Source organism: Bacillus sp. NEAU-242-2 (assembly GCF_027853835.1).
In the GTDB taxonomy this organism is placed as follows: domain Bacteria; phylum Bacillota; class Bacilli; order Bacillales; family Bacillaceae; genus Bacillus; species Bacillus velezensis.
In genome coordinates this window covers 189665-201963 of sequence record NZ_JAPNNY010000006.1, presented here as the reverse complement: position 1 = coordinate 201963, position 12299 = coordinate 189665, and the positions used below count along the sequence as shown (strand labels likewise).

The following is a 12299-nucleotide window of genomic DNA, read 5'->3' as shown; positions in this document are numbered from 1 at the left end:
TTATACCTTTAAGGTATGATACATAGATTTAACGAATATTTTTCATATGGATATATCAGGAGTATGATGGATTTGACACCACATTTCAAGCGTAAAGGAGGGGTCAATATGAAGCTCGTCATCGGAATGACCGGGGCAACGGGAGCCATATTCGGGATCAGGCTTTTAGAATATTTAAAAGCCGCGGAGATCGAAACCCATCTTGTCGTTTCTCCTTGGGCAAATGTCACCATTACACATGAAACCGATTATACGTTAAAAGATGTCGAGAAACTCGCATCCTATACGTATTCTCACAAAGACCAGGCAGCGGCGATTTCAAGCGGCTCGTTTGAAACGGACGGGATGATCATCGCTCCGTGCAGTATGAAATCACTGGCAAGCATCCGCACCGGAATGGCTGACAATCTGCTGACAAGGGCGGCTGACGTCATCCTGAAGGAGCGGAAAAAACTTGTGCTGCTGACAAGAGAAACGCCGCTCAGCCAAATCCATTTAGAAAATATGCTAGCGCTTACAAAAATGGGTTCCGTCATTCTTCCGCCGATGCCGGCATTCTATAACAAGCCGGCTGACATGGATGAATTGATAGACCATATTGTGTTCCGGACGCTCGATCAGTTCGGCATCCGTCTGCCGGAAGCGAAACGGTGGTACGGAATTGAAAAACAAAAAGGAGGAATCTGATAATGGCCTATCAGGATTTTAGGGAATTTCTCGCCGCTCTTGAAAAAGAAGGGCAGCTCTTAACCGTCAACGAAGAGGTAAAACCGGAGCCGGACCTGGGCGCCGCCGCGCGTGCAGCCAGCAATCTCGGGGATAAAACCCCTGCGCTTTTGTTTAACAATATTTACGGACATCACGATGCGCAGGTGGCTCTGAATGTCATCGGCTCGTGGCCGAATCACGCGATGATGCTCGGCATGCCGAAAGATACGCCTGTAAAAGAACAATTCTTTGAGTTTGCCAAACGGTACGATGCATTTCCGGTGCCGGTCAAACGGGAAGAAACCGCGCCGTTTCATGAAAATGAAATAACGGAAGATATCAATCTTTTTGACATCCTTCCGCTATTCAGAATCAACCAGGGGGACGGCGGCTACTATTTGGATAAAGCGTGCGTCATTTCCCGCGATCTTGAAGATCCGGACAATTTCGGCAAGCAGAATGTCGGCATTTACAGAATGCAGGTAAAGGGAAAAGACCGCCTCGGCATTCAGCCCGTGCCTCAGCATGATATTGCGATTCATCTTCGCCAAGCTGAAGAACGCGGCGTGAATCTTCCCGTTACGATCGCGCTCGGCTGTGAGCCGGTGATTACGACGGCTGCATCAACTCCGCTGTTATACGATCAATCCGAGTATGAAATGGCCGGCGCGATTCAAGGGGAGCCCTACAGAATCGTTAAATCTAAATTGTCTGATTTAGACATCCCTTGGGGCGCTGAAGTCGTTCTGGAAGGAGAGATCCTTGCGGGAGAACGGGAATACGAAGGACCTTTCGGTGAGTTCACGGGCCATTATTCAGGCGGCCGCAGCATGCCGGTCATCAAAATCAAACGGGTATATCATAGAAACAATCCGATTTTTGAACATTTATACTTAGGCATGCCGTGGACGGAGTGCGACTATATGATCGGCATTAATACGTGCGTGCCGCTTTACCAGCAGCTGAAGGAAGCCTATCCGAACGAAATCGTCGCCGTGAATGCGATGTATACGCACGGGCTGATCGCCATTATTTCCACGAAAACGCGCTACGGCGGATTTGCCAAGGCGGTCGGCATGCGCGCCCTGACGACGCCGCACGGACTCGGCTACTGCAAAATGGTCATTGTCGTGGATGAGGATGTCGATCCGTTTAACCTGCCGCAAGTCATGTGGGCGCTCTCAACGAAAATGCATCCGAAACACGATGCAGTCATCATTCCTGATCTGTCCGTCCTTCCGCTTGACCCGGGGTCTGATCCGGCAGGGATGACACACAAAATGATTCTTGACGCCACGACGCCTGTCGCGCCGGAAACAAGAGGCCATTATTCGCAGCCGCTTGATTCCCCGCTGACAACGAAAGAGTGGGAACAAAAACTGATGGACTTAATGAATCAATAAGAAAGGATGAGGTTACTATGAAAACATGCCCGCGCTGTGAATCGAAAAAAGGAGAAACCGTCAGCCAATCGCCGGTCAAAGGCGCTTGGGAAATATACCAATGCCAAACCTGCTTTTTCACATGGAGATCCTGTGAACCGGAAAGCATCACGAATCCGGCGGCATTCAACCCGGCATTTAAAATCGATCCGAAAGAAACAGAGACGGCCACACATGTTCCCGCTGTCCCGGAAAGAAAAGCGTAATGCTGACGGAGCACTTGCCGGAGGCGCTTTACACGCTTTTAGACGGAACGGAGCTTGAAAAAAAGCAGCACGACGCATTTGTGCTCCAATCCGTGACAAAAGAAGGCCGTCCGCACGCGGCCATGATCAGCGCCGGTGAAATCGCGGCCGTGAGCAGAACAAATCTCCGGCTCGCCTTATGGAAAAACACGACGACCGTAAAAAGCCTTCTGCATTCGGGACAAGCTCTTTTCATCGCCTGGCACGGAGGAGCCGCATATTACGTCACATTGGAATGTAAGGCGCTTCCGCCGCTGAAAGAGGCGAAACACGAGCGGGAACGGTTCAGCTGCCGCGTGATCACCGTCAAGGAAGATCGGGCGAAATACGCGGATCTGACATCCGGACCGGCCATTCAGCTCCACGAACCGGAAGTTGTCCTGAAAAGATGGAGAGAAACACTTGAGGAGTTAAAACGATAGACGCACAAAAAAAGCCTGCGGACGATTCCGCAGGCTTTTCTTTTATTGTACGCCTTTCATCGCCCGTTTAATGACGGGAGACAGAAGAATTAAAATAATACCGAGAATGATCGAAACAAGACCGATTGAGCCGAAGTAGGCCGCTTCAGAAATCTTATCAAACAAACCGACTACTTTTGCGTTCAGGGCTTGACCGCAGGCGTTTGTTAAAAACCACATACTCATCGTCTGCGCTGAGAAAGCTGCAGGCGCAAGTTTCGTTGTGACGGATAAACCGACCGGTGAAAGGCAAAGCTCACCAAGCACAACCAAAAGGAAGCTGAGCACAAGCCAAAGCGGGCTCACAAGCTCCCCGCTTCCGCCCATAACCGGAAGCACCATGACTAAAAATGATAATCCGGCAAGGATAATGCCGATCGCGAATTTAATCGGTGTTGAAGGCTGGCGTTTGCCGAGCTTCATCCAGATCCATGCGAACACCGGCGCGAAAATAACGATGAATAACGGGTTCAGAGACTGGAACCATGAAGACTCAAGATGCATGCCCGCAAAGGAAAGTCTCGTGCGCTGATCCGCATATAAAGCAAGAATCGTCGCGCCCTGCTCCTGAATCGCCCAGAACATTGCCGCTGCAATAAACAGCGGAACATAAGCCGCAAGCCGTGATTTTTCCGTTTTCGTCGCTTTTTTGCTTGTGAACATCACGATAAAGTAAATAACCGGAATGACAATGCCGAGGATACTGACGGTGTCAATCACACGCTGGATCGTCAGCCAGCCGGTTTGAATCAGAACGATAATAACGGCTGCTGCGATGACCACTCCGATTCCCGTGCCGATCACTGATGATTTAGAAATCGGATTCGGTACATTGGAGCCTGCTTTGCCGAGGTATTTCTTTCTCGTAAGAGCGAAAACAATCAGTCCGAGGAACATACCGGCCGCGGCGCATCCGAAGCCTAAGTGGTAGTTGTACTTCTGTCCGAGTGTTCCGACAATTAGCGGCGCAAGCAATCCGCCGAGGTTGATCCCCATGTAAAAGATGCTGAAACCTGAGTCGCGGCGCTCGTCTTCCTTCGTATATAAATCTCCGACAACGCTGGATACGTTTGGTTTAAGCAGGCCGGTTCCGATAATGATCAGAGCCATGCTGGTAAAAAACGCCGCCGTGCTGCCGGGGAAGGCAAGAGCGATGTGCCCGAACATAATTAAAATTCCGCCGTAAAATACGGTGTTTGCCGTGCCGAATACCCGGTCGGCCAGCCATCCGCCGATGACGCTCGACATATATACGAGAGATCCGTATATGGACATGATGGCAACTGCGGTCGTTTTATCAAAGCCGAGACCGCCATGAGCGACTTCCGTGTATAAATAGTAAAGCAATATGGCTCTCATACCATAGTAGGAGAAACGCTCCCAAAATTCGGTGAAAAACAGTGTGAACAAGCCGCGGGGATGACCGAAAAAGCCTCGTTGCGGCACAGTTTCTGTTATAGATTCCTTATCAATAGATGCCACCTGAGCCAACCCTTTCTTAAAAAAGTGTATTACAAAAATCATATTCTTATATAATACTTGTGTCAATATAATTTATACTGAATTCAAAAAATTCCAGAATGAAAAGATATTAAAACGTTTAATATAGACGAATTTTCCTGATTCCAATGACTTATTTTGTTATATTATCTGACTAAACTATCTTTATAAACTTTTTTAATAAAATTTAAAGTATGTACAGGCGGAGCGGGATATGGCGGAATAAGATGACAATAAGAGAGGAAGGAGGAGATTATCACTTGCCGAATCGTATATTGGATATTACGGATTGCGGTGTGGCGGCGGACGGAAAAACCGATGTGACGGGCGCCATCAACCAATGCTTGGCCAGGGCCGTCAGCGAAGGCTGTCATACGGTGTTTTTTCCGCCCGGAACGTATAAAATCAACGGCACGCTTGGCGGGGACAGAAGTCAGCCGTTTCGGAACGCCGGGATTAACGTGCCGAGCCATCTCACCATCGTTTTAGATCCGGAATGCACGATTAAAGTGGCGCCGAACAGCTCCTGGGGCTACTCGGCTTTCTATATAGGCAGGCGTGAAAATGTCACCATCACCGGCGGCCGGATCATCGGGGAACGGGATGAACACACGTATACCAATGTCCCTTTGCGGTCGACCCATGAATGGGGGTTTGGAATCTGTATTGAAGGCAGCAGCAATGTGCTGATCGAAAATGTGAAGATTTCGGATTTTACGGGAGACGGCATAATTGTCAGCCCGCTCGGGTTAAAAACAAACAGTGATTACGAAACTTCAGAACAGGTGACCATCCGCCGCTGTGAGATCAGGCAGTCAAGGCGGAACAACATTTCAATCACCGGCTGCAATACCGTTACGGTGGAAGAATGCGTGATTGAAGACGCCGGGCAAGGGAACGGAACGGCTCCGAAATTCGGAATCGATATTGAATCGTACGGAGAAGGCGATATTGATTATGAAGAAGCTCTTCATATTACGGTCCGCAACAACTTCTTTTCCGGAAACGCCGCAAGCTCAGTCACCAATTTTAACGGATATAATGTGTTAATTGAAGGAAATCATTCCGATAACACAATCAGCTACGGGTACGGGGCACATACCGTCATTTCGGGGAATGTCTTCTTTCGGTCAGACGGCGGCTCAAGGACCGCAGTCGCCGGACAAGGTGTGTCACAAGGACAGGACAGCAGCAATGCCGTCATTTCCAACAATCTGATTACCGGGTTTTCCACCGGAATAGATGTAAGGGGAAAAAGCGTCCTCGTCACCCACAACAAAATCAATCAATTTGAAAATACGGGCATTTCCGTCTATCAGGCAGAAGATGTGACCGTTGACGGCAATGTCATTAAAAACGGACGTTCCGAAACGAGACGAAGCACGGGGATGCGGGCGACGCTGTCGGAGAACGCCGTCTTTACGAATAACACTCTGAATCAGGTGACAGACGGAATCAGCATGTCGGCCGGCAGTATCATTGTAAAACAAAATGTGCTGACATCGTTCAGCCGGGGCATATGGGTCACAGGCGGAAATGCCGTTATTGAAGGAAATACGCTCCTTCCGAATGCGTATCAGGGCGCCGCGGAGTCCTATGCCGTATCTGTGACAAATGACGCCAGGGCTGTCATCAAAGGCAATCTCTTTAAGAACTATAAAAACTATCCCGTATTCAGTTCAACATCCTCGGGAACCTCTGTCATCAGCAACCGCTTTGAATCATCACCGCTTATCGTTACCGTGTATCTGAACTCAGGCACGCATGAAGTCATAGACAATACGCTCACGATCAACCGAACAGCGGGCAGCCCGATCGGCATCTATCTGAACGGAGCCTCCAATTCCCTCGTTTCGGGCAATACCATCAACAACCTTTCCGCCGCTTCTGCTTCCGCCATCCAAACCAGCTCCTCCGCAAGTACTAAAATCATCGGCAACCGCATTATCAAAGGCGTCATTGTGAAACACGCGACAGATACGGAAAGCGGAAATATCGTCATCTGAGAACAATCTGCGCCGGAAAAATAAAAAGAACACATGAACTCCGAGAGAAGGAGGGATGTGTTCTTTTTTGACACAATACAGCCGTGCGCCTGTCAGGCATCTTTTTTACCTGATTTATATAAAGCGATCATTTCTCTGATTAAAAAGAGGGCGAATAAAAACAGCATCAGCCATTCTGAGAAGGTGGTCAATTTAAAAGCGGACAGGTTGTTTTGGACCGCTCCATAGAAACTGAAACCTTGCAGCATATCCATCGTTACTGAAATGATCAGACAGGCAGTCAGCAAAAAAAATGAAACCCCCAATATTTTCATGCGCATCACTCTCCCTTTTTATCCTTTTCGATTACGCAGAACTTATGCAGGCTTTCCGCCGTGCATAATCTTTTGCCGTACAGGAAGAATATGAAAAAAACGAGGAAAGGTTTTTTGCGATATGCCGCCATTTTTTAAGCAGAGGAAACAAAAAAAAGCCGATCAAAACGACCGTGACAATGAAGGCAGAAAAGAAGCGGACAGCCAGCCGGACAAAGAGCGGGATGAGCCGATCTCCCTCAGCTTAAAGCAAAATATGAAGAAGCTGTCTGAGAGGTTCGGCAACAGTGCCGATGTCGTCATCCGCCGGCTGAAAATCGGAAAAGAAGAGCTTCCGGCCGCAATTGTGTATATCGCCGGTTTGGTAGACGAACAGCTTGTCAGCCAATCCCTTCTGGAGGATTTAATCGACATCCCGTCCGTTCAGCCGGAACAAGCGGTCTGCCTGATATACGATAAAACGCTTGCGATCGGCGGGGTGAAAGAGGAAGAAAAATGGAAAAGCCTTTATGCCGGGCTGGTGGCGGGCAGCACGCTCATTTTTGTCGACGGTGCTGACAAGGCGCTGATCGCCAGCACGGAAGGGGGCGAGCACCGGTCCATTCAAGAGCCGAGCACTCAGGTCTCTTTCCGCGGCCCGCGGCAGGGATTCACTGAATCTCTGCAAACCAATATTTCCATGATCCGCAGGTATGTAAAAACGCCTGATGTATGGGTTGAAAAAATGGAGATCGGACACGAAACGAATACGGATGTCGCGCTGATGTATATTAACGGAATTTGCGATAAAAAGCTGATTAAGGAAGTCCGCAAGCGGCTGAAGCACATTGACATCGACAGCATTCTGGAATCCGGCTACATTGAACAGCTCATTGAAGACGCGCCGTTTTCTGTGTTCCCCACCGTATATCATACGGAGCGGCCGGACGTCGTGGCGGGGAATCTGCTGGAAGGACGATTTGCGATTATCGTGGACGGAACGCCGTTCGTTCTCATCGCGCCGGCCTTATTTATTCAATTTTTTCAATCCGTTGAGGATTATTATTCACGATTTGATATCGCCACAAGCATCAGGGTGCTGCGGGTTTTGATTTTCTTCATTTCACTGGTGGCGCCGGGGATTTATGTGGCGGCGACGACCTTTCACCAGGAAATGATTCCGACGCAGCTGCTGATTGTCATCGCGGCTCAGCGGGAGACGGTGCCGTTCCCGGCCGTGATTGAAGCGCTGACGATGGAAGTGGCCTTTGAGATTCTCAGGGAGGCGGGTGTCCGGCTTCCGAGAGTTGTCGGCTCCGCCGTTTCCATAGTCGGAGCGCTTGTCATCGGCCAGGCCGCCGTACAGGCCGGCATCGTCTCCCCGGCCATGGTTATCGTCGTCGCGCTGACGGCGATTGCCAGCTTTGCGACCCCGGCTTTTGACATGGCGATATCCGCGCGGCTGATCCGGTTTCTCTTTATTCTGTCAGCGGCGGTCATGGGATTTTACGGGCTGATTCTGGGCATTATCATGATGTTCGTCCATCTGTGCGGCCTGCGTTCATTCGGTTTTCCGTATATGTCCCCGCTCGCTCCTTTGACCCCGGGCGGGCTGAAGGATTCCATCCTCCGCGCTCCGTTATGGGCGGATGAAAAAAGGCCGGAACTGCTCGTGCAGGAAAACAACAGGCGCGAAGGGGAACATCAAAGACCGAAACCGGAGACATCCAGAGGAATGGTTAATAAAGATGTAGAAGAGGGCGACGGTAATGAAAAGACGTAAATGGATGCTTATCCTTTGTACGATGGTTTCCCTTATGTTTGTATCCGGATGCTGGGATAAAAGGGAGCTGACTGATTTGGCTGTGATCTCCGCCATCGGTATTGACCGGACCGAAACGGGAAAATACGTCCTTCACTTGCAAATTATCAATCCGGGAAACGTGGCCGGCGGTCTGCAGGGCGGCGGAGCGGGAGACCGGCCTCCGGTTTCCGTCTATTCGGTGTCCGGAGACAATATGACGGAAGCTTTGAGAAAAGGCTCGATGAAAGTGTCCAGAAGGCTCTATTTTGCGCATACGAATCTCGTGGTGTTCAGTGAAAAACTGGCGAAAGAGGAAGGGCTCAGTTTTATTCTGGACAATCTTGACCGCGACACCGAATTCAGGACGACCGCAACCGCGGTTATCGCGCATAATTGCAAGGCTGAAGACATTATTAAAGTGCTGACGCCGATTGATAAAATCCCTTCCAATAAAGTGAACAAGACGCTCAGCTTCACGCAGGAACAATACGGCAGAGTCATTAAAACCAGCCTTCAGGACGTTCTGATTGATCTCGCTTCTCCGACCGGGTCGCCGTTTATACCGGGTTATGAAATGCACGGAGACGAAAAAGCCGGCCCTACAATGGAAAATACGCAGACGACTGAACCGAAAGCAGTGCTGTCAGCGGACGGATTGGCGGTGTTCAAAAAGGATGGGAGGCTGGATTACTGGATTGAGGATGACGACAGTGTGGGGGCTGTATGGCTGCTCAATAGGATCAAGCATACGTTCATCAATGCGGATTGGAAGAACGTGAAGCATGCAATCAGTCTGCAGGTCACCCGCCAGAATACAAAGGTGACGGCCACTTTTCCGAACGGAAAACCGCATATTCACGTGCATGCTCAGGTCGAGGGGCTGGTGGACGCTGTCAGATACCCTTTCCATCTGTCTGATCCGCAAGTGCTGATGACGATGCAAAAGGCGCTCAGCGTGCAGCTTGACAAAGATATCACCAAATCAATTGAAGATATAAAAGCCCGTAAGAATGACTTCGTCGGCTTCGGAGACCTGATCTATCGGAAGCATCCGGACAAATGGAAAAAGTTCAAAGGGAAGTGGGAGGAAGAATATTTCCCCAATCTCCCCGTAGATGTCAAAACGGAAGTCATTATCAGAAGAACGGGCTTGCGGAATAATCCTCTCTCAGACAAGCTTGAGCATGATTGATGTGAGGGGAAAGGAGCGAAGCGTATGGAAAATGCGAAAATCGGCACGCGTCAGCTGTTTATTATGATCATTTTGTTTGAATTGGGCAGTTCGTTATTGATCCCGCCGGGCACGATGGCCGGGCGGGATGCGTGGCTGTCCGTGCTTCTCGGGTGCGTTACCGGTCTCGGACTTTTCTACGTTTATCAGGCCCTGTATCAATTTTTTCCTGAGTCTTCACCGAGAGATTACATGAACGAACTGATCGGCAGACATCTGAGCTGGGCGGTCTCGCTTCTTTATATTCTCTATTTTTCTTATATCGCGGCCCGCGTATTGCGGGATTTTGGCGAAATGCTTGTCACCTTCGCCTACCAGGACACGCCGCTTTTAATTGTGAATGCCATGCTGATGATCGCCGCGATATTTGCGGTCAGAAAGGGAATTGAAGTGATAGCGAGGGCCGGCGAGCTGCTGTTTGGCATTATGTATTTTCTGACAGCCGTCGGGCTGATCCTCATTATCAGCTCAGGCACGATCAACCTCAGATTTCTCCAGCCCGTTTTAGCTGAGGGTGCAGGAACGGTCATTTATTCCGTGTTTAAACAGACGATGTTCATCCCATTCGGTGAATTAATCGTGTTTGTCATGATTTTCCCTTATTTAAAAGATCGGAAAAAGGTGAAGAAAACCGGATTTCTGGCGATTATCATCAGCGGGCTGTTTTTGGCGATGTCAGTGGCGATTAATATTTGTGTGCTGGACGTCAACTTAATGCTCCGCTCTCAATTTCCGCTGCTGAGCACTATACAGACGATTAAAGTAGAAGAGTTTTTAGACCGGCTGGATGTCTTTTTCATGCTCGTGCTTGTCATCGGCGGTTTTTTCAAAGTCAGCCTTTTTACATATGCGGTTGTCGTGGGCGTGTCCACGCTGTTTAAAGAAAAAAACCCGTCCCAGCTGGCCTTTCCAGTCGGATTGGGGGTGCTGATTCTCTCCATCAGCATCGCAAGCAATTTTTCGGAACACATGAATGAAGGCTTAAACATTGTGCCGATCTATATTCATCTTCCGTTTCAAGTGCTGTTCCCCGTTTTGCTGCTTATCATTGCTGTTATTAAGAAAAAGGTCAAAGGGACCGTCTATACAGTTTCGAAGAAATAACCCGGCCGGTGCGCCGGGTTATTTTAAAAATCATGATTTTTGTCTTAATGCATTGACAAACTTGCGTGACAATTGTACATTTTGATTTATTCTTATAAAATTACTAGGAAATATAGGTTTAGTGGTGTTAATATTTTCTGAACCGTATTTCAGAATAGAAGGAGATCCATCATGACAAAGAAAAAAGAAATCAAACTCGGTGTGTTTCTCGCGGGCACCGGCCATCATGTCGCTTCTTGGAGACATCCTCAGGCACCGGCGGACGCGAGCATGAATTTGGATTATTTCAAAGAACTGGCGAAAACGGCTGAGCGGGGGAAATTGGACATGCTGTTTTTGGCGGACAGTTTATCAATAGACGGCAAATCACATCCGAATGTGCTGACGCGCTTTGAGCCGTTTACGCTGCTGTCGGCGCTCGCTCAGGTCACATCCCGCATCGGTCTGGCGGCGACCGCGTCTACCACATACAGCGAACCGTTCCATATCGCGAGACAATTTGCATCGCTTGATCATCTTTCCAACGGCCGCGCGGGCTGGAATGTCGTCACATCTTCGATTGAATCGACCGCGCTTAATTTCAGCGGCGAAAAGCATCTTGAGCACCATCTCAGATATCAGCGCGCGGAAGAATTCGTGGAAGTCGTCAAAGGATTATGGGATTCGTGGGAGGAAGACGCCTTTATCCGTGACAAAGAGTCAGGAGCATTTTTCGATAAAGACAAAATGCATGAATTGAACCATAAAGGAACATATTTCTCCGTGAGAGGGCCGTTAAATGTCGCCCGCACACCTCAAGGGCGCCCGGTCATTATTCAGGCCGGATCATCAGGAGACGGAAAAGCGCTGGCCGCCAAAACGGCGGAGGTCATTTTCACCGCGCAAAATCATTTGGAGTCCGCGCAGGAATTCTATCAATCTATTAAAGAACAAGCGGCTTCTTTCGGCCGTGATCCTGAAAAAATCGCGATCATGCCGGGGATCTTTCCCGTTATCGCCGATACCGAAGAAGAAGCGCAGGCAAAATATGAAGAGCTCCAAGACCTCATCATTCCGTCTGTCGGCCTGAACATTCTGCAAAACTATCTGGGCGGCGTCGACCTTTCCGCCTGCCCGCTTGACGGCCCGCTGCCTGAATTGGATGCGGATGCGTCGAATGCCGTTAAAAGCCGGTTCAAGCTCGTTCAGGAGATGGCCAAACGCGATAACATGACCATCCGCGAGCTGTACAAATATGTGGCGGGGTCAAGAGGCCATCATATCTTTGTCGGAACGCCTGAACAGCTTGCCGATAAGATGGAAGAATGGGTCGGAAAACAAGCTTGTGACGGTTTCAACATCATGCCGCCGCTTTTGCCTGAAGGTCTCACTCTTTTTGTAGACAAAGTGATTCCGATTTTACAAGAACGGGGCGTGTTCAGAAAAGAGTATGAAGGAACGACGCTCAGAGAACATTTCGGACTGGAAAAACCGGCAAACCGATATGCCGACTAAAGGAGGGCTCA

The 12299-nt window shown here is 49.3% G+C and carries 11 protein-coding genes; 9 read left to right on the top strand and 2 right to left on the bottom strand.

Annotated features, from left to right (window positions below; all coding sequences use genetic code 11):
- The first annotated feature begins 72 nt into the window (after positions 1-72).
- Genes OWN49_RS17390 through OWN49_RS17375 form a run of 4 tightly spaced genes read left to right on the top strand, consistent with a single transcriptional unit; the run spans position 73 to position 2817 of the window.
- A complete protein-coding gene (locus tag OWN49_RS17390) occupies positions 73-687 on the top strand; it encodes a non-oxidative hydroxyarylic acid decarboxylases subunit B (RefSeq protein ID WP_088005476.1) in 615 nt (204 codons plus the stop codon).
- A 2-nt stretch (positions 688-689) separates the two neighbouring features.
- Complete coding sequence (gene bsdC, locus OWN49_RS17385) at positions 690-2111, top strand: phenolic acid decarboxylase BsdC (protein ID WP_003156369.1); 1422 nt, start codon at positions 690-692, stop codon at positions 2109-2111.
- Between the two features lie 17 nt (positions 2112-2128).
- A complete protein-coding gene (locus OWN49_RS17380) occupies positions 2129-2356 on the top strand; it encodes a non-oxidative hydroxyarylic acid decarboxylases subunit D (protein ID WP_016937281.1) in 228 nt (75 codons plus the stop codon).
- Positions 2356-2817, top strand: a complete 462-nt coding sequence (locus tag OWN49_RS17375) for a hypothetical protein (protein WP_025853774.1) — start codon at positions 2356-2358, stop codon at positions 2815-2817. The genes OWN49_RS17380 and OWN49_RS17375 overlap by 1 nt, the downstream gene beginning before the upstream one ends.
- 42 nt (positions 2818-2859) lie before the next feature.
- Here OWN49_RS17375 and OWN49_RS17370 read toward each other — a convergent pair whose 3' ends face one another.
- The gene (locus tag OWN49_RS17370) at positions 2860-4338 is read right to left on the bottom strand and encodes a peptide MFS transporter (RefSeq protein ID WP_003156366.1); all 1479 of its coding nucleotides are present in this window, start codon (positions 4336-4338) and stop codon (positions 2860-2862) included.
- Between the two features lie 278 nt (positions 4339-4616).
- Between OWN49_RS17370 and OWN49_RS17365 the strand changes: the two genes are divergently transcribed.
- Positions 4617-6362 carry a right-handed parallel beta-helix repeat-containing protein gene (locus OWN49_RS17365; protein ID WP_176283112.1) on the top strand — a complete coding sequence of 582 codons (1746 nt, stop codon included), beginning with the start codon at positions 4617-4619 and terminating at the stop codon, positions 6360-6362.
- A 92-nt stretch (positions 6363-6454) separates the two neighbouring features.
- On the opposite strand, the gene OWN49_RS17360 is transcribed toward OWN49_RS17365, so the two are convergent.
- Entirely contained in the window at positions 6455-6676 is a 222-nt protein-coding gene (locus OWN49_RS17360) for a hypothetical protein (RefSeq protein ID WP_063174352.1), read from the bottom strand.
- A 121-nt stretch (positions 6677-6797) separates the two neighbouring features.
- On the opposite strand from OWN49_RS17360, the gene gerKA reads away from it, so the two are divergent.
- The 4 genes from gerKA to OWN49_RS17340 all read left to right on the top strand — a co-directional run bounded on the left by gerKA (position 6798) and on the right by OWN49_RS17340 (position 12288).
- On the top strand, positions 6798-8438 hold the full coding sequence (gene gerKA, locus OWN49_RS17355; protein WP_025853770.1) for a spore germination protein GerKA: 1641 nt from the start codon (positions 6798-6800) through the stop codon (positions 8436-8438).
- The gene (locus OWN49_RS17350) at positions 8425-9651 is read left to right on the top strand and encodes a Ger(x)C family spore germination protein (protein WP_103527155.1); all 1227 of its coding nucleotides are present in this window, start codon (positions 8425-8427) and stop codon (positions 9649-9651) included. Before gerKA ends, OWN49_RS17350 begins: the two co-directional genes overlap by 14 nt.
- A gap of 24 nt (positions 9652-9675) precedes the next feature.
- Positions 9676-10794: a GerAB/ArcD/ProY family transporter gene (locus tag OWN49_RS17345; protein WP_025853768.1), complete on the top strand. Its 1119-nt coding sequence runs from the start codon at positions 9676-9678 to the stop codon at positions 10792-10794.
- Positions 10795-10962: 168 nt separating this feature from the next.
- Positions 10963-12288 carry an LLM class flavin-dependent oxidoreductase gene (locus OWN49_RS17340; RefSeq protein ID WP_102422332.1) on the top strand — a complete coding sequence of 442 codons (1326 nt, stop codon included), beginning with the start codon at positions 10963-10965 and terminating at the stop codon, positions 12286-12288.
- Positions 12289-12299 lie beyond the last annotated feature (11 nt).